Consider the following 20,032-nt stretch of genomic DNA (forward strand, 5'->3'; position numbering starts at 1 on the left):
GAAGCGGACGCGACAACCCTCAGCGTGCGCGTCGCGGGTCGACCGCGACGGAGGCAGGGATCGGTGCGCTCGGTCGCGTGTGCCGCCGGCGACGGAGCGCCTTCTCCGCCTCCACGACGATCGGGATGATCAGCGACCAGCCGAGGCAGGCGAGCCACTGGCCGCCCGTCAACGACGTCGTCATGAGAAGGTCCTGGAGGAAGCCGATCTCGACCGCGAACACGGTGACGACGATCGGAACCGACAGGATCTTCAGTGCGGTGAGGATCGGTGCGGTGAGACCGGATTCGGGATCGCGCCGCATGACGAGTCCGGCGAGGATGGACCCGAACGACAGCACGACGAAGGCCGTAGTCATGGGCACGCTCGCCTCGGTCGTACTCATGTCGCCCGGCGCGAGGAGCATCGCGGCGAGCGTGACGGCGAACTGCAGGACTCCGTATGCCAGCCATTGCACGAACGCCGTCCGGTTGGCGATCGGCAGCCGGGGGTCGCGCGGAGGCTTGTTCATCAGGTCCGGCGGCGCCGGGTCGAGCATGATGACGGCGACCGGGAACAGTGTGATGAAGAAGTGCTGGAACAGCACCATCAGCGGGGTGAGCGCGACGCCGTCGTTGATGTCGAAGATGCTCGCGACGAGGAACAGCAGAACCAGCGAGAAGAGTTTGGACATCTGGTACCGGATGTACGAGACGATCTTCTCGTAGATGTTGCGGCCCAATCGGATCGCGGTGATCAGGGTTCCGAAGTTGTCGTCGGTGAGGATCATCTTGCCGGCCTGTTTGGTGACTTCGCTGCCCGATCCCATGGCGACGCCGATGTCGGCCTTCTTCAGTGCTGCCGCGTCGTTGACGGCGTCCCCGGTCATGGCGACGACCGCGCCGCTCTTCTGCATGATGTCGGCGAGGCGGAGCTTGTCCTGCGGGGTGACGCGGCCGAATACGTGCAGGTTCGGGAGGGCCGCCGCCAGGTCGTCGTCGGTCATCGCCTGGAGTTCGGGCCCGCCGATGGCGCCCGGTCCGAGACCGAGTTCGGCGCCGATCGCGGATGCCGTGATCGCATGGTCGCCGGTGATCATGCGAACGTCGATGCCTGCCGCGTGGGCGGTCCGCACGGCGTCGATCGCCTCCGGCCGCAGCGGGTCGATGATGCCGACCATGCCGACGAACGTGAGGTCCTCCACAAACGACATGGGGTCGGCCCCCACGGCCTCCTCCTGCCCGTCGAGCCGGCGGGCGGCGAACGCCAGTACCCGCAGGCCCTTCTCGGACATGGTCCGGTTCGCTTCGGTCAGCTCCTCCCGGACCTCGTCGAGTGGTGCCACCTGCCGGCCCGGCCGGTAGGCGGTGGCGCATCGGGCGAGGACCACGTCGGGGCCGCCCTTGACGAGCTCCACGAACCGGGTGCTGCCGTCCACCTGGAGATGGTGGAACGTCGCCATGAACTTGTAGGCGGAGTCGAACGGCACCTCGGCGACGCGGGGATACGTTTGCCGGGTGAGTGGGGCGTCGACGCCGACCTTGGCGGCGAGCACGACCAGCGCGGCCTCGGTCGGATCGCCGACGACCTCCCCGGTGTCGGAGACGGTGGCGTCACTGTCGAGGCACAGCCCGTACGCGAGCAGGGTGAAGTCGGGGACGGCATCACCCGCGACGTGGGTGATCCTCCCGGTCTTGCTGTATCCCTCGCCGTCGACGGTGTACCACCGGCAGTGGAAGTACAGCGACCGCACCGTCATCTGGTTCATCGTCAGTGTGCCGGTCTTGTCCGAGTTGATCGCGCTGGTGGCGCCGAGGGTTTCGACGTCGGTGAGGTTCTTCACGACGGCCTTCGCCTCGGCCAGCTGGCGGGCCCCGAAGGCCAGCATCGCTTGCACGAACGTCGGCAGGCCGGTCGGGATCGCGGACACCCCCATGGAGATACCGAGCAGCAGCACCGTCGTCAGGCTTTGTCCGCGGATCACCCCGAGGACCACGATGAGAGCGACCGCCGTCCAGGCGATGATCCCGAGCACCTTCGTGAGCGAATTCAGTTCGCGCTGAAGCGGAGACTTGCTCGGCGCGACGGCCGACAGCATCGACGCGATCTCGCCCATCTGCGTGTTCATGCCGGTTTCGGTGACGACCATGGTGGCGGTGCCCCGGGTGACGGACGTGTTCTGGAAGGCCATGTTGCTGCGGTCGCCGAGGGAGACGTCGGCGGCGCCGAGGGTCTGAGGGTCCTTCGGGACGGGCGCGCTCTCACCCGTCAGCGCCGCCTCCTGGGTCTCGAGGGTCGCCGACGTGAGCAGTCGACCGTCGGCGGGGACGACGTCGCCGGCCTCGAGGTGCACGATGTCGCCCGGTACGAGGTCGGTGGCGGCGAACTGAACCAGCGTCCCGTCCCGGGTCACCCGAACCAGTGGTGTCTGCATCTTCGCGAGCGCGTCGACGCTGGCGCGCGCCTTCAGTTCCTGTTGAGTGCCCAGCACGACGTTGAGCCCGACGAGTGCCGCGACGATGATCGCAGTCGGTACCTCACCGATGACGACGCTGACGACCGCCACCGCGATCAGCATCAGGTTCATGAGGTCCTTCAACTGCTGCAGCGCGATCGCCCACGTCGACGGCGCCGGCTCGGAGGCGATCTCGTTGGGACCGTATCGTCGGCGCCGTTCGTCCGCTTCGCCGGCCGTCAGACCGGACTGCCGATCGGACGCTGTTGCGGCCACCACGGCGTCGGCGTCCTGGGCGTGCCAGGCCGTGCGCGCCTGCGCGGGTTCCGTGGAGACCATGACCGCTCGTCCTTTCCGGCTCGGATTCTCAGTAGGGGGTGGGGATCCAGTGCAGTGGCTGCCTCGGCGCCTCGTAGCCGTGCGGGCCTCGCCGCTCCGGCAGGGTGATGTCGGGGCGGTGGAGGGGTTCGTAGGGGATCTGGCTCAGCAGGTGGCTGATGATGTTGAGCCGACCGCGTTTCTTGTCGTCGTTGACCGCGACGTACCACGGTGCCCAGCCGGTGTCGGTGAAGTGGAACATCTCGTCCCGCGCCCGCGAGTAGTCGTACCAATGGGTGTACGACTTCAGGTCCAGGTCCGACAGCTTCCAGATCTTCCGCGGGTCGTCGATCCTGCTCTGCAGGCGCAGCGTCTGCTGTTCCTCGCTCACCTCCAGCCAGTACTTCAGCAGGATGACGCCGGAGTCGACGATCGCGCGTTCGACCGTCGGGACGAGTTGGAGGAACTGCTGCGCCTCCTCCTCGGTGCAGAAGCCCATCACCCGTTCGACGCCCGCGCGGTTGTACCAACTGCGGTCGAAGATGACGACCTCACCGCCGGCCGGGAGATGGGGCAGATACCGCTGCACGTACATCTGCGACTTCTCGCGAGCGGTCGGGGCGGGTAAGGCGACGACACGGAACACGCGGGGACTGACCCGCTCGGTGATCGCCTTGATCACGCCGCCCTTCCCGGCGGTGTCGCGACCCTCGAAGACGATGCAGATCCTCGCGCCCGACGATTTCACCCACTCCTGCAATTCGACGAGTTCGCCGTGGAGCGGCCGGAGCAGGCGGCGGTACTCCTTGTTCTTCATCGGCTCGGCCGGCTCGGCAGTGTCGGGTAGGGGCTGCAGGAGCCCGGATTTCGCCTGCTTCGATTTCTTTCCCACGATGTGTCCCCGCCCGATGGATCAGACTCGATCCGGCTTCCAGGTCGACACCGCCCAGATCACCACGACGTCGAGCGCGATGATGAGCAGCGACCACCACGGGTAGTACGGAAGCCACAGGAAGTTGGCGAGTATGGAAACGGACGCGATCACGATCGCGGACACCCGCGCCCATCCCGCGCCGGTGAACAGCGCGAGGCCGACCCCTGCGACGAGCACACCCAGCACGATGTGGATCCAGCCCCAGGTGGTCAGGTCGAACTTGTAGACGTAGTTCAGCCCGGCCACGAATACTTCGTTCTCGGCCACCGCGGCAATGCCTTGGAAGAACTGGATGATGCCTACGGTCACCATGATGATGGCCGCCCCGATCGAAGTGCCTGCCGCGACACCCTGCTTCACCGACGTTGTCTCGGACATGACCGTCCCTTTCCCTTCTGCGAGCCGGGCGGCCCGGTAGGTTCATTGTCCGCCGTTCCACCCGTCTCAGTCGTGAAACAGTGTTTTCGTGCCTACTCGAATTCTGGACTCATTCCAGGCTCAGACGCAATCACAGTCCTCGCGCCGAACCGTGTTGTTCGAGAGACCATTTCGTGTCTTGACGGCGGATTGCGGCGGGACGACGATTATCCGATGACCGGCGATGACGAATTGCTGCAGGTCGAACAGGTCATCGAGCGTCTGATCACTCGGTACCCGTCCGTCTCGTCCGTGGACGTCGAGCACACCGTGCGCACCGTCCACAAGCGGCTCGCGGAAAGCAGGATCCGTGATTTCGTTCCGCTTCTGGTCGAGAAGGCGGCTCGACGTGATCTCGACCGTGCGCTGACGTCACCCGCTGCCGGTGACATCGCGCTCTAGCGGTGTCGTCCCCGGGTGGTGAATACTGGTGAAGAAGCCGTATGTGGCTGTCGCTGCTGTCTTCAGAAGAGAGGTCCTGCAGTGAACGACACCGATTTCGACGAACTCGGGCCCATCGACTATCTCGTCGTCGAGTTTCCCGCCGACCGAAAGCCGGACGGATCGGCGCTCCCACTTCTCCTCGATCTCGTCGAACGGGAAATCATTCGAGTGCTCGACCTGATCTTCGTCCGCAAGGAAGCCGACGGATCGCTCGCCGGTGTCGCCATCGAGGACCTCGGGCTCGAGGGCGGTATGGACGTGACGCTGTTCGCCGAGGCTGCGACGGGTCTGATCGACCGAACAGACCTCGAGGAGGCGGCTGCCATACTGGCCCCGGGTTGTTCCGGAGCGATCCTCGTCTACGAGAACTGCTGGGCCGCACCGTTCGCATCGGCTCTACGTCGCGAGGGTGCCCAGCTCGTGGCATCCGGGCGCATCCCCGTCCAGGGTATTCTGGCGGCGCTCGACGCGCTCGACGACGCACGGTGATTCGAGGAACACACGATGCCTGGTCTACTCCGCGGAATTGCCCGAACCGCCGTTGTGGCGGGCACCGCGGCCGCCGTCTCCAACCGAGTGTCGCGGCGGCAAGGTCAGCGGTGGGCCGCGAACCAATCTGCCCCACAACAGGAGACTGCGCCGCCGCCGCCTCCTCCGCCGCCGGCGCAGCCCGCACCGCCATCCGGTGGTACGGATCGCATTGCCACTCTGAAACAACTCGGTGAACTCCGCGATCAGGGAGTCCTCACCGAGGAAGAGTTCAACACCGAGAAGGCCAAAATCCTGGCCTCCTGACCGAAACACCGACTGGACGGAGCGTCGAAATGGAAGGCTTCTGGGAGTTTTTCTGGTTCATCTTCGTCTGTTTCGCTTTCGCGGCCTACTTGTCCGTGTTGTTCTCGATCATCTCTGACCTGTTCCGGGACCGCGAGACTTCTGGGTGGGTGAAGGCGATCTGGATCTTCTTCCTGTTCTTCGTTCCGTTTCTGTCGGCCCTGATCTACCTGATCGTCAGGAGCGACAGCATGGCGAAGCGATCGATGGCCGCCGCTCATCAGGTCAAGCAGGCCCAGGACTCCTACATCCGCGACGTCGCCGGACAGTCTCCGGCTCAGCAGATCGCGGATGCCAAGGCGTTGCTCGATTCCGGGGCGATCACCGACGCCGAGTTCCAGGCGATCAAGGCGAAGACGCTGGCGTAGCGTCCGCCGGCGTGTTGTCGGTCGGCACAGCGGACGTGCGAGCCGGGCGAATGAGCAGTTCGAGCGCGGCGAGCGCCAGGAGGGCGACGAGCACTATCCACAACACGACCAGTCCGGTGGGGTAGCGCCAGAACATCAGAAGCAGAACGCCCACGCCGATGATGGCGCAGCGCAGCGGAATTCGTAGCTGGTAGGCCCACCGTTCCACGTCGTTCGGCGGGCGGCCGGCACCGGACTTGCGGACGAAGTCCAGTGCCTGCCCATAGCCGCGACGCACGGCGGTCGCGGACGACGAGCCGCCGGTGAGGTAGGCGCCGAGTGCAATCACCAGACCGAGGACCGCGACCGCACGCAGACTCGTCCGAAGCGGTACGAGAACGGTGTCGATGACCGCCGTCGCCGCGTCGGGAGACAGGATGTCGGGTGGGACGCTGTCGAGGTAGATCGCGCGTCCGATGAGAATCCCGATTGCGAGGACGAGCATTCCCAGTGCGATCGACAGGCCGGCGAGGGAGAGTGCCCGCAGCCTCCGCCCGCGGGGGGCGGCGGCGACAGCGGCGGCGGCGCATGCGATTCCCAGCCACGGCAGGATCACCGACGCCTTGTCGAGCGCGGCGACGGCTCGCTGCGCCTTCACCAGTTCGGGCGACTGGAACAGCACGAATTGCTTGTCCACCGCGGGAATCTTGTCGGCGAACGCGAAACCACGCTCGGTCAGCGCGGCCTTCACCTTGTCGATGACGGTACCCAGAGAGATGCTGACGGTGCCGCTCTGGTCGACCTCCACCGAGCTGAGACCGTAGTTGCCCGTCATCACCGCCACGAGAGCGGTGTGCGCCGATCGATTTGCCTGGATCCACAGGTCTTCGAACTGCTGGGACTTCACGAGCGAGCTGACGGTGTCGTGGACGAAGTTCCTTGCCTGGCTGGTGATCACCGGCGCGAGGCCGACCACGGCCGCGTCCAGTCGTGGCGCGTTCGCGGAAAGGTTCGTGACGTCCGTCAGTGCAGTCAGGGCCTGGGCGGTGAGCCCCTCGACGTCGACGCGGGTGAAGATTTCGTCGGTGATCTGGTTCGTGATGTCCGCCTGGACTGCCGGATTCTCCCCCAGGGGGGCCACCGTGCTCACGTAGCGATCGGTGTCGAGGATCTGGCTGCGGGTGAAGCGGGCGGTGACCGATGCGAGCGTGAGAACGGCGACCAGGACCAGCAGAATCGTCACCGCGGTCCAGCGCAGCCCGTTGTGGGGTGGGCGGGGGACCGGTTCTGCCGGAACACCGGCGGCGGCGCCGGCGGCCTGCCCGCGCAGCGTCGACACCTCGTCGCGCAACCGGAGAAGTTCTGCGCGTTCGTCCTTGTCGAGCGGGTCGGTGCCCGGGTCGTTTTCCATTGCGAATCAGATCACTTCGGGATTCCACGTCGCGACCGCCCAGATCACGACGGCGTTCAGTGCGATGATCGTGATCGCCCACAACGGGTAGTAGGGCAACCACAGGAAGTTCACGAAAATCGACACGGCGCAGAGCACCATGGCACCGACCCGTGCCCACGTCGCGCCGGTGAACAGGGCCGCACCGACGGCGGCAACGATCACTCCGAGCACGAGATGGATCCATCCCCATGTGGTGACGTCGAACTTGTAGGTGTATTCGATGCCGACGACGATCACGTCGTCCTTGGCTACCGCGGAGATCCCCTGGAGGAACTCGAGCACGCCGACGGTGACGAGTAGAACCGCCCCGCCCATCGACGTTCCCTTTGCCACACCTTGCTTGACCAGCGATTCCTCGGACATGACCGTTCCTCTTTCGTCAACGTACGAAATGAACTGGCGTAGGTAAGTATCCTCCCGCGGATCCCCCGTTGTCAGGAAGTTGCCCGGACGCACACACATTGACCTCGCTCTACGCGGCGGCGGAAAATATCTGCAGGCCAATGTATGTCCTGGAAGGGGATCGCCATGTCCGATGAGTCGTTGGTCAAACAAGGGGTCGCGGGCGCAACGTCCATGGTCGCGGCGATAGTTTTGCTCACTATCGGAATTCTGCATGCGCTCTCTGGAATCTCGGCGCTCATGCGGGACGACCTCGTCGTGGCCGGCCCCGAGTACATCTATCAGTTCGACACGACAGCGTGGGGATGGATTCACCTCGTGCTCGGGGTGATCGTTGCTGCGGTCGGTGTCATGCTGTTCACTGGGGCGACGTGGGCACGGGTCGGTGCCATGGTGATCTGTGCTGTATCGATCCTCGCCAATTTCCTGTGGTTGCCCCACTACCCGTGGTGGTCGGCCGTCATGATCGTGCTGGACGTATTCGTGATCTGGGCTGTCGCGACGTGGAATCCGGGTTATGAGGAGAACCTCTGAGTCAGCGGAAGAAGTACGCCCTGCCCGTCGAGAGAGGACGATGCGAGGCATGACGACCGATGTGATCGACGGTCCACCCGAGCGCGAAGCCGGTCCAGCCCGGCCACCCGGGTATCGACGCTGGCTTCCGGACCGCTATGCCTTCGGGGGGCTGGTGGTCGCGGTGCTGTTCGTGTGGCTGTCGTTGACGCCGACGCTTCTGCCCCGCGGTCCGTTCTTCCAGGGGCTCGTGACCGGCGTATCGGCGGCGATCGGCTACGCCATCGGGTTTCTGGGCTCCAAGTTGGTTCGCTACCTCGTGCAGCGGGAGGCACCGGCACGCGTGAAGATCATGGTTCGCCGGGTGGCAACGGCGATCGGGATCGTCGGAACCGTGGCGATGCTCGTGTGGTTCGGGAATTGGCAGTCTCAGCTGCGGGTGATCATGAGCGCCGCGCCGTTCCCGTGGACGGGGTATCTCGTCACGGTGGTCGTGGCGGTGCTGATCTTCGTCCTGTTTGTTGCGGTTGCCCGGGTGCTGCTGCGGGCGGTGTCGTGGGTCGAACGGAAGATCAGCCGGGTGGTGCCGCGGCGGATCTCCGCGACGGTGATCGGTGTGCTGGTCGTGGCGCTGTTGTTCGCCCTCGTCAACGGCGCGGTGGTGCGCGTGATCATGACGGGGCTGAACAATTCGTTCGCCGCCGTCAACCAGGAGACCAAAGCAGGTGACGAGCCGCCGACGTCGTCCCTGAGTTCGGGCGGACCCGAGTCTTTGGTCACGTGGGATTCGCTGGGACGGCAGGGCCGCTCCTTCATTTCGCGCGGCCCGGCCCTCGATGATCTGTCCGCGTTCAACGGTGGACGGCCGGCGCTGGAGCCGATCCGGACCTACGCCGGGCTCGCCAGCGGCGGCGATTCGATTCGGGAGAACGCCCAACTGGCAGCGGACGAACTCGAACGCGCCGGCGGGTTCGATCGTGCGGTGGTCGGCGTGGCCACCACCACCGGTACGGGGTGGATCAACGAGAGTCTCGTCTCCTCGCTGGAGTACATGTACAACGGCGACACCGCGATGGTCGGGTTGCAGTACTCCTATCTGCCGAGTTGGTTGTCTTTCCTCGTGGACAAGGAGCGTGCGCACCAGGCCGGGGAGGCGTTGTTCGACGCCGTGTACGACAAGTGGAAGGTATTGCCACCGGAGTCCCGTCCGAAGCTCGTCGTGATGGGCGAGAGCCTCGGCTCCTTCGGGGGCGAGAGCGCATTCGGCAACGTCGACGACGTCGAGGCCCGCACCGACGGTGTGCTGTTCACGGGCCCGCCGAACGCGAACGAGATATGGACCGACGTCACCACGAACCGCGATCCGGGCTCGCCCGAATGGCTTCCGATCTACGAGCAGGGCGAGACCGTACGTTTCGGTGCACGGGCGCCGGAGGACCTGCCGCGCCCCGATGCTCCGTGGGGGCGGCCACGGATGGTCTATCTGCAGCACCCGTCGGACCCGATCGTCTGGTGGTCGCCGGAACTCCTGCTGAGCGAACCGGACTGGCTGAAGGAGGAACGTGGATACGACGTCCTCGACAGCACGCAGTGGTTCCCATTCGTGACTTTCCTTCAGGTGGCGGCCGACATGGCGGTATCGACGGGGGTCCCCGACGGGCACGGGCATTCCTACGTCGTCGACATCGCCGATGCGTGGAGCGCGATCCTGCCGCCCGAGGGCTGGAGTCCGGCGGACAACGACCGCCTGCGGACCGTGCTCGCCGAGATCGGTGCCGATGGCTGACACGTTCGGTCGTGCCTACGTCGAGAGGAATGCACTCACGGCAGGGGCGAGTTCGGATGCGTTGGTGACGATGTCGAGGTGACCGCCCGGATGGAGGTGCAGGGTCGCGTGCGGCAGGAGCGCGTTCATGATGTGGGCGTTGGCGATGGGAATGATCGGATCGTCTGTGCCCGCGACGATCAGCGTGGGCTGCCGGATGAGTGGAAGTATCGGCAGGCTCGTCCACACCGCACCCGCGAGGAGCTGGTGGAGATAGCCGATGCGAGATCCGGCCTGCTTCTGTTTTCGAAAGGCTCGCGCCACGGCGTCTGTGCCCCGTCTGGCAGTGCCGCCGTACAGGTCGCCGGCAATCGCCGCCGCGTAACCGGGGTCGGTGAACCGCCTCGGTGTCAGCATCTTCGCGAGCACACGCGGGTGGCCGGGAATCATCAGGGCACCGGTTCCGGTGGCGACGAGGGCGAGTCGCCGGCAGCGCTTCGGGTTCTGAAGGGCGAACTGCTGGGCCGGCGCTCCGCCCCAGGACAAGCCGAGGACGTCGACGACACCGACCCCGATCTCGTCGAGGAGGCGGCCCATGCCGCACGCGACGGCAGGAATTCCGTACGGGACCGGTGATGCCGGCGAACCCCCGGTGCCGGGGACATCGAAACGGATGACCGTCGTGTTCGGGTCGAGAGCGGCGACCAGTGAGTCCAGCACTTCCAGGCCCGCTCCGATGCCGTTGCACAGAACCAGGGGCACACCGGTCCCGCGGCGGATCCGCACCCGGATCCGCCGGCCGCCGACTGTGACGACCGTATCCTCGAACCGGTCGCTCCTGCCGAACAATTCGGTCACCGTCACGTGTAGAGCACCACGACGTCGGCGATGCACACCGGGCGCGTTCCGCCGTCGATCTCGTACGTCAATCGGAAGATGGCTTCGATGCCGGCCGGCTTCTGCTCGGCCGAGATGGTGGACATCGTGACGCGGAGAGCGGAACCGACGGGCACGGGCGCCGGAAACCGCACCTTGTTCAGGCCGTAATTGAGGACGGCGTGCACGCCGTCGACGGTGAGAAGCTCGGCGAGGATGCTCGGGGCCAGCGACAGCGTGAGATAGCCGTGCGCGATGGTGCCGCCGAAGGGGCCACGGGCCGCGCGTTCGGGATCGGTGTGGATCCACTGGTGGTCCCCGGTCGCGTCGGCGAACAGATTTACCTGATCCTGCGCAATTTTGAGCGTGCCGGTGGTTCCGATGGTCTGTCCGACGAGCCCGAGGAGATCGGTGGGGTGGGCAAGGTTCATGGTCATGGTGTGCCTCTGATCGTGTCGTGCGGGTCAGCTGTGATGGATGTATGTGCCCGGTGCCGGGGCGAGCGGCGGGAATTGCCGGGCACCGAGGCTGTGCGGTGCGTCGACGTCGGGTCCGCTGCGCTCGGCCAGCCAGCGCGCGTAGTCGGGCCACCACGAGTCGGAAGCGGTCTCCGCCGCCGCCAGCCACTCGTCCGGAGTCTCTGGGACGGGCTGCCCGAATCGGAAGGACGCCCGCGGATTGCCCGGCGGGTTCACGAGCGAGGCGATGTGTCCGTTCGACGACAGCACGAAGCGGGAGTCCTTGCTGCCGAGGAGGCGAGCGCTCCGGTAGGTGGACTGCCACGGGCAGAGGTGGTCGGCGGAGCCGCCGACGACGTACGCGTCGGCGGTCACGGTGGACAGGTCGACGGGTGTGCCGAGCATGGTCGACGCGCCCGGTGCCGTCAGCGCGTTGCGCAGGCCGAGCAGGACGAGGTCGCGGTGCAGTGCCGCCGTCATGCGGGTGGTGTCCGAGTTCCAGAACAGCACGTCGAAGGCGGCGGGAGCCCGGCCCTGCACGTAGTTGTTCACCCAGTACCGCCAGACCAGGTCGCTCGGCCGCAGCCAGGCGAACATTTCGGCGAGGGTGCGGCCGTCGAGATAACCCCTGGCGGCCGAGTCGCGGATCGCGGCCGCGGCGGCGCGCTCGCTCATGACGGCAGCCGCGGTGCCGGCCTGGGTCTGGTCGAGCACGGTGACGGCCAGGGTGAGGCCGGCGATGCGGTCGCCCTCACCGATCTCGGTGAGATGTGCGGCGACCATCGCCGCGAGAATCCCGCCCGAGCAGGTGCCCAGGACGTGGGCGCTGTCGGTCCCGGCGACGCACTGCACCGTATCGAGCGCCTCCACGATCGCTGCGCCGTAGGTGTCGGCACCCCAATCCCGGTGCCGGGCGTGGGGGTTGCGCCAGGAGATCGCGAAGACCTGCTGACCCTGCTGCAGGAGGTACTCGATCAGGCTGCGGCCCGGTGCGATGTCGAGGATGTAGTACTTGTTGATGACGGGCGGGACGATCAACAGCGGTGTGGCGTGGACCTTTTCCGTCTGCGGCGTGTAGTGGATCAGTTCGAAGGTGCGGGTCTGCAGGACTACGGCACCCTTCGTCGCGGCCACGTCCTCCCCGACGGCGAACGCGTCGGGCTCGACCATGGCAGGCACGCGAGGTTTCGACTGTATGTCGCGCACGAACGCCCGGACGCCGCGTGCCGCGCTGAGGCCGCCGGTGTCCACCATTGCCTTCCAGCCCAGCGGGCTGAGGAGTGGATTGTTGGTGGGAGACAGGCCTTCGACGAGGTTGTCGAGGACGAACCGCATCCGCTCGTGGTCACGCCAGTCGAGTTCGGCGTCGTCGAGTAGGGCGGCGGCGGTGTGCGACGTCGCGAGATACGCCTGCATTGCCCGGCGCAGGGCCGGATTCTGCTGCCACGCGGCATCGCCGAAGCGCTTGTCGGCCTTCGCGGGAGACCGGTCCGAGGTGCCGGCGGCAATTGCGCCGAGTTCGCGGGCGAGGGCGCCGCCGCGCCGGGCGAGGGTCCTCGGACGGCCGGCGAGGCTGATCCCGAGGCGGCTCCACGAGCTGTCGGGGAGCATGCGGGCGGCGACGCCGCGGGTCCCGCTCGTGAGGAGAAGGTCGAGGGGAGCGGTGAGCTCGTCGGGGATGGTGGGGAGGGGACTGTTGCTCACGGTGGTGCTTTCGGTATCAGAGTGCGGCCGGGGCGCGGCCGAGTTCGCGTTTGAGGATTTTGCCGGTGGCGGTCATCGGCAGGGTGGTGACGAATTCGACGGTGCGCGGGTACTTGTAGCTCGCCATCTGCTGCTTGGCCCAGGCGATCACGTCGTCCGCGGTGACCTGTGCGCCGGGTTCGAGGATGATGTACGCCTTGATTTCTTCGCCGTGGCTGTCGTCGGGAACACCGACGACGGCGGCGAGGGAGATGGCGTCGTGGCCGAGGAGGACCTCCTCGATCTCGCGGGGGTACACGTTGAATCCGCCGCGCACGATCAGGTCCTTGGCCCGGTCGACGATGTAGTAGAAGCCGTCGTCGTCGACGCGAGCGAGGTCACCGGTCCGGAACCAGCCGTCGCGCAGCACTTCCGCGGTGGCGTCCGGGCGGTTGTAGTACCCCTTCATGATGTTGTGGCCGCGCAACGCGATCTCGCCGATCTCACCGGCTCCGGTGACGGTGTTCCAATCCTTGTCGACGAGCCGCGCCTCGATTCCCCACACCGGGACACCGATCGAGCCGGGCCGTGGATCGCCGCCGGGGTCGCTGAACGTCGCGAGCGGCGACGTCTCGGACAGTCCGTACCCCTCGAGGATCTGCACACCGAACCGGTGGGCGAACCGGGTGAGGATCTCCACCGGCAGCGCGGCACCGCCGGAGATCGCGAGCCGCATGTTCCCGGCGATGCGATCGATGTCGGCGGGGTGTCCGTCGAGGGCGCCGAGCAGACCCCAGTACATGGTGGGTACGCCGGCGAAGACGGTGATGTTCTCCCGTTCGATGAGGTCGAGTGCGGCGACGGCCTCGAACCGGGGCAGCAGCACGAGGGTCGCCCCCACCGAGATGCCGGCATTGAGGGTGACGGTCTGGCCGAACGAGTGGAACAGGGGCAGCGTCACCAGGTACCGGTCGTGGGTGGCGGGTGTGCTGTCGAAGAGGCGGTTGGCGGTCAGCGCGTTGAGCACCATGTTGGCGTGGGTGAGCTCGGCGCCCTTGGGTTTTCCGGTGGTCCCGCTCGTGTAGAGGATGACAGCGGTGTCCCCGGGTTCGCGGACCACGGTCTCGACCTCGGTGTCGCGATCCGCGACGGCGTCCGCGAGCGTCCCGATGCCGTCGATCGCGGCGGGTGCCTCCGGGTCGGTGGTGATGCGGAACATGGTGTGGCAGTGCGGGCTTTCCGTGAACGCGGAGCGCCCGTACTCGCCCATCGGCAGGTCGGGGGTGCCGTCGTAACACAAGTACGCCTTGGCGTCGGAATCTGTTAGGTGGTAGGCGATCTCGCGGTCCTTGAGGAGGACGTTGAGCGGTACGACCACGGCGCCGGCCTTGAGGATGCCGTAGTAGACGACGGGGAACTGGGGGATGTTGGGGCAGGAGAGCGCGACCTTGTCACCGGGTTCGATGCCGCACGACATCAGCAGGTTCGCGATCTGGTTCGACCGGGCGTCGAGGTCGGCGTAGGTCATCCGTGCGTCGCCGAGAATCAAGGCGTCACGGTCGGGGAATCGGCGGGCGGAGTCTTCGAGAAGGACGGAAAGGTTGAGCACGGGAAACTTTCTCGTGGTGGGAGTGGGAGAAGCGCTACGACAGCGGCGCTGCGGTGGCGGCGCGGACCAGGTCTTCGGTCACACCGGGCGCGCACTCGCGCAACACCAGACCGGAGTCGGTGACGTCGACGACGGCCAGGTTGGTGATGATGCGGTGCACGACGCGGCGGCCGGTGAGTGGCAGCGTGCAGCGCTCGACGATCTTCGGGGTACCGGACTTGTCGCAGTGCTCCATGAGCACGATGACCTTGCGGGCGCCGTGCACGAGGTCCATTGCGCCGCCCATGCCCTTGACCATCTTTCCCGGAACCATCCAGTTCGCGAGGTCGCCGGCCGCTGAGACCTGCATTCCACCGAGGACGGCGGTGTCGATGTGGGCGCCGCGGATCATCCCGAAGCTGAGCGCCGAGTCGAAGAACGATGCGCCCGCGTTGACGGTGACCGTTTCCTTGCCGGCGTTGATCAGATCCGCGTCGACCGCGTCCTCGTCCGGGTAGGGGCCGGTGCCGAGGATGCCGTTCTCGCTGTGCAGGGTCACCTCGACACCGGCGGGCAGGAAGCTCGGGATCAGCGTGGGCAGCCCGATGCCGAGGTTGACGTACTCGCCGGGCGACAGTTCCTCGGCGGCACGGGCCGCCATGTCCTCGCGGGTCCAGCCGATCGTCTCGACGGTGGTCGTCATGTCAGTCCTTCCTCGCGGCGACGGTGCGCTTCTCGATCTGCTTGTCCTGAGTCCCGGTGTGGACGATCCGGTCGACGAAGATCCCCGGTAGGTGCACCCGCGCCGGGTCGAGTACTCCGGGCTCGACGAGCTGCTCGACCTGTGCGATGCAGATGCGGCCGGCCATCGCGGCGAGCGGGTTGAAGTTGCCTGCGGACTTCGCGAACACGAGGTTGCCCTCGCTGTCACCGATGCGGGCGTGGACGAGCGCGAAGTCGGCGGTGATCGACTCCTCGAGCACGTAGTCGCGACCCGCGAACTCGCGGATCTCCTTGGCCGGGGACGCGAGGGCCACCGATCCGTCGGGTGCGTACCGCCACGGCAGCCCGCCGTCGGACACGGGCGTTCCGACCCCGGCGGGGGTGAAGAACGCGGGGATCCCCGCGCCGCCTGCCCGTAGCTTCTCGGCCAGGGTTCCCTGCGGTGTCAGCTCGACTTCGAGTTCACCCGACAGATACTGGCGGGCGAATTCCTTGTTCTCCCCCACATACGACGCGGTGACGCGTCGAATCCGGTTGCGGGTGAGCAGGATCCCGAGCCCGTGACCGTCGATACCGCAGTTGTTGGAGAACACCTCCAGGTCGGTGGCGTCACCGGCGGCGATCGCGGCGATCAGCTCGTCCGGGATGCCGCACAACCCGAACCCGCCGACCGCCAGCGACGCACCGGAAGTGATGTCCGCGACGGCGTCGGCGGCCGAACCGAAGACCTTGCGCGTCATCGGGCATCCGCGTTCGCGAGGCCGGGGACGACCGTGCTCTCGATGAGGTCTCGGAGCAGTTCCTCGGCGTACGGCCAGTACCCGTAGCCGGCGGCGGGGTTGAGGTGGCCGACGGCACCCAGGTCGACGAGCTTGCTGCCCCACGACTCGGCCATCCCGGCGACCCGACGGAATCGGGCCATCGGATCGTTGGTGCTGGCGGCGACGACGCTGGGGAACGGCAGCCGGCGGCGGGGGACGGGATCCCAACCACCCTGCTCGAGCTCCTCGGGGGTGGGATACCCCGCGGGCAGTGGTTCCTCGAGGTCCGGTGGGGTGGCGAGCAGGGCGCCCTGGATCGGGCGGGTGGACTGCTGCGCCCAGTGGACGGTAATCGCGACTCCCGCACTGTGAGCGACCAGCACGACCGGTCCGTCGATGTCGGTGAGGACGGCGTCGAGTGCGGCGACCCGGGCGGCGAGGCTGAGCTTGTCCCGTTCGAGCGGCGGCACCGTCCGCGCGGTGTCGAGTCTCTCGGCGAGCAAGGTCTGCCAGTGGTCGGCGACATGGTCGCGCAGTCCGGGCACGATCACGACGGTCGGTGAGGTGGAGGTGGTCACGGTCGATTCCAATTCTTCGGAGGTGGATCAGGCGGGTGCGGCGGTGAGGGCGGCGAGCTTGCGGCGTCCGGCCGGGTAGGCGCGCTTGCCGAGGATCAGGGCCACGATCGCGACGATGTAGATCAGGGGAGCTATCTGCAATGCGGTGACCAGCCCGAAGCGGTCGGCCAGCATCCCGACGACGAAGGGTCCCAGTGCCAGCCCGAGGAGGTTGTTGGCCAGGGTGAGCGTGCCGAAGGCCGAGGCACGCACCGACGAGTGGGTGAGGTTCGCGACCATCGCGGCGATGGGGCCGGACGAGCCGGCCGAGAAGAAGGCGCCGATGCCGATCAGGACCAGTTGGGGCGTGCCGGTCGGCAGCTGGAACCCGGCGCCGAGGAAGACGAGGGAGATCACGCCGAAGATCACCGCGGTGGTCCATTTCCGTGCGGGATCGTTGCGGCTCACGCGGTCGGTGATGATGCCGCACACCACCATGCCGCTGCCGACGAGGAGGACGAAGATCGACGCCATCGCACCGGCCTTGTCGATGGCGAGGCCGTAGGACCGGTTGAAGAAGCTCGGCAGCCACGCGAGCAGGACACCGGCGGTGAACATCTGGAGTCCGCCACCGATGTAGGCGAATACGACGGCGGGGGTGGTGAACAGGCTCGAGATCGGCGCCCGGAATCCGATGGGGCCGGGTGCGTCGGCCGGGTCGTCGTCGGCCGCGTGCTGCGCCAGTTTCTTTTCGGAGACCAGAGCCCGGAAGAGTGCGACGAGGATGAGCCCGAAGACGGCCATCGCGGCGAACGACCAGCGCCAGCCGAGGTTGACGGCGATCACGCCGCCGAGGGCGACGCCGATCACGGACCCGAACGATCCGCCGCCCATGAAGGCACCGCTGAGTGTGGAGTGCACTCGCGGGGCGAACACGCTGAGAACCACGGCGATGCCGACGCTGCCGTAGGCGGCTTCACCCACGCCGACCAGGAAGCGGGCCCCGAGCATCTGCTCGTAGCTGTTCGCCACCGCGCAGAGCAGCGTGGCGAGGCTCCAGAGCACGGCCATCAGGAGCAGGCTCTTCACGCGGCCCCACCGGTCGGCCAGCAGCGACAGCGGGAGCGTCAGCAGTCCGACCATCAGCGCGACAACGCTGCTGAGCGACGCGAGCTGTGAATCGGTGAGCGCCCATTCGGTTTTGAGGAGCGGGAAGACGGCGCTGAGGACCTGCCGGGACATGTAGTCCGACAGCAGCAGACCGAAGGTGAGTGCGAAGACGATCCACGGGTAGAACCGGGACCGGGAGGCCGGAGCGGTGTTCCCGGTGGTGGTATTCGGGATGGTGGTGTTCAGGGCGGTGGTGGCAGGCAGTCCCATGAGGCCTCCTATGGCCGTCAGGAGTGATAAAGGGGTGGGGGAGAGAGCGAGCAGCGATTTACCCGCTCTCTCCCCGGTCGTGACCGAGATCCCCCCGGCGCCGGAACTCAGGCGTGGTGGGTGAAGCCCACCTGGCCGCGGCGGCGGTTGGGCGCGTAGCCGAGCTTGGCGAGGGTCTCGTCGGCATCGGCGTAGGTCTCACCGATCCGGTAGATGTCGCGGGCCTCCTTGCCGGTGGCCACCTCGCGACCCAGTTCACCCGCGACGCGGACCAACTGCTCGACCTGCTGGACGGAGGTCATCTTCTCGCCCTTGCGTCCCCAGATGGTGTCTTCGTTACCGCAACGGGGATGCAGGCCCATCGCGATCGCCATCGCGTTGACCGGCAGCACGCTGCGCATCAGGGTTTCGAGGGTCAGGCAGGCGCCGTCCGGGACTCGCTGGATGAAGTTCATGATGTTGTACGGGTTGGGGCCGTCGAAGCCGCCGCCGATGCCGACCCAGGTCAGGTTGAGCGGACCGGTGTAGATCCCGCGCCGGATGAGCCGCTCGACGGTCTCGAGCTGGGGGATGCTCGAGAGCTGGAAGTGCGGCTGAATTCCGGCCGCCTGCAGGCGACGCAGATGCTCCTCGACCCACGCCGGGCCTGCCGGTACCGTCATCTCCCGGTACGCCTCGGCGAGCTCGGGCCGCTCCATCGAGGTGCCGGCGATGTCGTCGGCGGTCATGAGTTCCATGATGTTCATCTGAGAGGTGTTGATCGCGATCGTCACCTGGTCGGGTGCGGGATCGAGGTCGGCCAGCATGTGCCGGGTGTCGTCCGAGAGCCACTTCGCGTCCGCCCCTTCGCCTTCGGGTGCGAAGGAGATCGATCCGCCGACCTGCAGGATCATGTCCGGCACCGCCTGGCGCAGTCCGGCGAGCAACTCGTTGAACTTCGAGAGCCGCTTGGAGCCCTTGCCGTCGAGCTCACGGACGTGGATGTGCAGGACGGTGGCGCCGGCCTCGTAGCAGTCCACCGCCTTCTGGACGTGCTCCTCCATCGTCAGCGGCAGGTCTTCGCGGAAGTCGTCCGGCTCCCACTCGGGACCGTACGGGGCACATGTGATGACCAGCTTCTCCTGGGTCTCGGGGAAGAGGGCGTCGTCGTGGAAGTGCATGGGTGTTCTCCGTTCGAAATCGGATCTGATGAATAGGGGCAGTGAGAAATTCAGAAGGGCCGGTCGCCGATGATGCCGGCGCGCTCCATCTTGCGGACGGCCGGCCAGTAGTCCTGGACCGCATAGTGCTGGGTGGACCGGTTGTCCCAGATCGCGACGCTGTTCTTCGTCCACCGCCACCGCACCTGGTACTCGGGAATCGATGCCTGGCTGATCAGGTAGTTGAGCAGGTTGCTGCTGCCGGGCGCGTAGTCGATGCCGTACCGGATGTGCTCGGGGGTGTGGTAGTTGACGAAGTGGGTCGCGAAAGCGTTGACGAACAGGATTTTTTCGCCGGTCTCGGGGTGCGTGCGCACCACGGGGTGCTCGGCGTCCGGGAACCGCTGGTGCAATGCGTGCCGCTGTTCCGTCGGCTGCGCGGCACCGAACGAAGCCTCGATGCTGTGCCGGGCACGGAGTCCGTCGATCTGCTTCTTCACCGCGTCGGGGAGTTTCGTGTAGGCCTCGGCCATGTTCACCCAGATGGTGTCTCCGCCGATCGGGGGCGTCTCCACGCAGTGGAGCACGCAGCCCATGGGCGGGTTCTCCCGCCACGTGGCGTCGCAGTGAAAGGCGTTCTCGTAGTGCTCGGCCGGGCTGTCGAGGTCCTTGTAGATCTGCACGAGTCCGGGATGGTCGGGGTCGCTGCCCGCCACGGGGTGATCCTCGAGCGGGCCGAACCGCTCGGCCAGCGCCACGTGCTCGGCGCGGGACATGTCCTGGTCGCGGAGGAACAAAACCTTGTACTCGAGCAGCAGTTCCCGCAGTTCGGCGAACAGGGCGTCGTCACGGGCGGCGTCACCGAGGTTCACGTCGAACAGTTCGGCGCCGATCGAGCAGGTGAGCGGTGCGAATCGGAAGGACCCGGAAGGGGAGAGGATCGTGTGCGGCTCGGGCGAGTAGGTCAGTTGCGCGGTGTCGGTCATGGTGGTGTCTCCGTCGGGGT

General features: G+C 66.7%; 21 protein-coding genes. 6 read left to right on the forward strand and 15 right to left on the reverse strand.

Annotated elements, in window-relative coordinates:
• Nucleotides 1-19: 19 nt before the first annotated feature.
• From ACFVJ3_RS15960 to ACFVJ3_RS15970, 3 genes are read right to left on the reverse strand one after another with little or no spacing between them, the layout of a single operon-like run.
• Complete coding sequence (locus tag ACFVJ3_RS15960) at nt 20-2,773, reverse strand: cation-translocating P-type ATPase (protein ID WP_378452941.1); 2,754 nt, start codon at nt 2,771-2,773, stop codon at nt 20-22.
• 28 nt (nt 2,774-2,801) lie between these two features.
• Complete coding sequence (ppk2, locus tag ACFVJ3_RS15965) at nt 2,802-3,644, reverse strand: polyphosphate kinase 2 (RefSeq protein ID WP_378452942.1); 843 nt, start codon at nt 3,642-3,644, stop codon at nt 2,802-2,804.
• A gap of 21 nt (nt 3,645-3,665) precedes the next feature.
• On the reverse strand, nt 3,666-4,064 hold the full coding sequence (locus ACFVJ3_RS15970) for a hypothetical protein (protein WP_378452943.1): 399 nt from the start codon (nt 4,062-4,064) through the stop codon (nt 3,666-3,668).
• Nucleotides 4,065-4,277: 213 nt separating this feature from the next.
• Between ACFVJ3_RS15970 and ACFVJ3_RS15975 the strand changes: the two genes are divergently transcribed.
• From ACFVJ3_RS15975 to ACFVJ3_RS15990, 4 genes are all read left to right on the forward strand, one after another.
• Nucleotides 4,278-4,505: a three-helix bundle dimerization domain-containing protein gene (locus ACFVJ3_RS15975; RefSeq protein ID WP_378452944.1), complete on the forward strand. Its 228-nt coding sequence runs from the start codon at nt 4,278-4,280 to the stop codon at nt 4,503-4,505.
• Nucleotides 4,506-4,586: 81 nt separating this feature from the next.
• Nucleotides 4,587-5,036: a DUF6325 family protein gene (locus tag ACFVJ3_RS15980; protein ID WP_378452945.1), complete on the forward strand. Its 450-nt coding sequence runs from the start codon at nt 4,587-4,589 to the stop codon at nt 5,034-5,036.
• 15 nt (nt 5,037-5,051) lie between these two features.
• Entirely contained in the window at nt 5,052-5,342 is a 291-nt protein-coding gene (locus tag ACFVJ3_RS15985) for an SHOCT domain-containing protein (protein ID WP_378452946.1), read from the forward strand.
• A 29-nt stretch (nt 5,343-5,371) separates the two neighbouring features.
• Complete coding sequence (locus ACFVJ3_RS15990; RefSeq protein ID WP_378452947.1) at nt 5,372-5,749, forward strand: PLDc N-terminal domain-containing protein; 378 nt, start codon at nt 5,372-5,374, stop codon at nt 5,747-5,749.
• On the opposite strand, the gene ACFVJ3_RS15995 is transcribed toward ACFVJ3_RS15990, so the two are convergent.
• Nucleotides 5,727-7,139 (reverse strand): hypothetical protein, encoded by a 1,413-nt coding sequence (locus ACFVJ3_RS15995; protein WP_378452948.1) that lies wholly within the window; start codon nt 7,137-7,139, stop codon nt 5,727-5,729. The genes ACFVJ3_RS15990 and ACFVJ3_RS15995 overlap by 23 nt on opposite strands.
• 6 nt (nt 7,140-7,145) lie before the next feature.
• Nucleotides 7,146-7,544, reverse strand: coding sequence for a hypothetical protein (locus tag ACFVJ3_RS16000; protein WP_378452949.1), 399 nt, complete (start codon nt 7,542-7,544; stop codon nt 7,146-7,148).
• A gap of 165 nt (nt 7,545-7,709) precedes the next feature.
• On the opposite strand from ACFVJ3_RS16000, the gene ACFVJ3_RS16005 reads away from it, so the two are divergent.
• Both ACFVJ3_RS16005 and ACFVJ3_RS16010 read left to right on the forward strand, forming a co-directional pair.
• Nucleotides 7,710-8,117 carry a hypothetical protein gene (locus tag ACFVJ3_RS16005; RefSeq protein ID WP_378452950.1) on the forward strand — a complete coding sequence of 136 codons (408 nt, stop codon included), beginning with the start codon at nt 7,710-7,712 and terminating at the stop codon, nt 8,115-8,117.
• Between the two features lie 49 nt (nt 8,118-8,166).
• A complete protein-coding gene (locus tag ACFVJ3_RS16010; protein ID WP_378452951.1) occupies nt 8,167-9,882 on the forward strand; it encodes an alpha/beta hydrolase in 1,716 nt (571 codons plus the stop codon).
• Nucleotides 9,883-9,897: 15 nt separating this feature from the next.
• On the opposite strand, the gene ACFVJ3_RS16015 is transcribed toward ACFVJ3_RS16010, so the two are convergent.
• The 10 genes from ACFVJ3_RS16015 to ACFVJ3_RS16060 all read right to left on the reverse strand — a co-directional run bounded on the left by ACFVJ3_RS16015 (nt 9,898) and on the right by ACFVJ3_RS16060 (nt 20,012).
• On the reverse strand, nt 9,898-10,725 hold the full coding sequence (locus tag ACFVJ3_RS16015; RefSeq protein ID WP_378452952.1) for an alpha/beta fold hydrolase: 828 nt from the start codon (nt 10,723-10,725) through the stop codon (nt 9,898-9,900).
• Nucleotides 10,722-11,174: a MaoC family dehydratase gene (locus ACFVJ3_RS16020; RefSeq protein ID WP_378452953.1), complete on the reverse strand. Its 453-nt coding sequence runs from the start codon at nt 11,172-11,174 to the stop codon at nt 10,722-10,724. Before ACFVJ3_RS16020 ends, ACFVJ3_RS16015 begins: the two co-directional genes overlap by 4 nt.
• Before the next feature lie 27 nt (nt 11,175-11,201).
• Nucleotides 11,202-12,899: a PHA/PHB synthase family protein gene (locus tag ACFVJ3_RS16025; RefSeq protein ID WP_378452954.1), complete on the reverse strand. Its 1,698-nt coding sequence runs from the start codon at nt 12,897-12,899 to the stop codon at nt 11,202-11,204.
• Nucleotides 12,900-12,915: 16 nt separating this feature from the next.
• Complete coding sequence (locus ACFVJ3_RS16030) at nt 12,916-14,487, reverse strand: long-chain fatty acid--CoA ligase (protein WP_378452955.1); 1,572 nt, start codon at nt 14,485-14,487, stop codon at nt 12,916-12,918.
• Between the two features lie 34 nt (nt 14,488-14,521).
• Nucleotides 14,522-15,169, reverse strand: a complete 648-nt coding sequence (locus ACFVJ3_RS16035; RefSeq protein ID WP_378452956.1) for a CoA transferase subunit B — start codon at nt 15,167-15,169, stop codon at nt 14,522-14,524.
• A gap of 1 nt (nt 15,170) precedes the next feature.
• Nucleotides 15,171-15,929 (reverse strand): CoA transferase subunit A, encoded by a 759-nt coding sequence (locus ACFVJ3_RS16040; RefSeq protein WP_073366195.1) that lies wholly within the window; start codon nt 15,927-15,929, stop codon nt 15,171-15,173.
• The gene (locus tag ACFVJ3_RS16045) at nt 15,926-16,528 is read right to left on the reverse strand and encodes an RBBP9/YdeN family alpha/beta hydrolase (RefSeq protein ID WP_378452957.1); all 603 of its coding nucleotides are present in this window, start codon (nt 16,526-16,528) and stop codon (nt 15,926-15,928) included. Before ACFVJ3_RS16045 ends, ACFVJ3_RS16040 begins: the two co-directional genes overlap by 4 nt.
• A gap of 27 nt (nt 16,529-16,555) precedes the next feature.
• Complete coding sequence (locus ACFVJ3_RS16050) at nt 16,556-17,887, reverse strand: MFS transporter (protein WP_378452958.1); 1,332 nt, start codon at nt 17,885-17,887, stop codon at nt 16,556-16,558.
• Between the two features lie 107 nt (nt 17,888-17,994).
• Nucleotides 17,995-19,047: a 3-keto-5-aminohexanoate cleavage protein gene (locus ACFVJ3_RS16055; RefSeq protein ID WP_378452959.1), complete on the reverse strand. Its 1,053-nt coding sequence runs from the start codon at nt 19,045-19,047 to the stop codon at nt 17,995-17,997.
• Nucleotides 19,048-19,097: 50 nt separating this feature from the next.
• Nucleotides 19,098-20,012 (reverse strand): TauD/TfdA dioxygenase family protein, encoded by a 915-nt coding sequence (locus ACFVJ3_RS16060; RefSeq protein WP_378452960.1) that lies wholly within the window; start codon nt 20,010-20,012, stop codon nt 19,098-19,100.
• Between the last annotated feature and the right edge of the window lie 20 nt (nt 20,013-20,032).

Origin of the sequence: Rhodococcus sp. NPDC127593, from assembly GCF_042671975.1 — a bacterium.
GTDB lineage: Bacteria > Actinomycetota > Actinomycetes > Mycobacteriales > Mycobacteriaceae > Rhodococcus_F.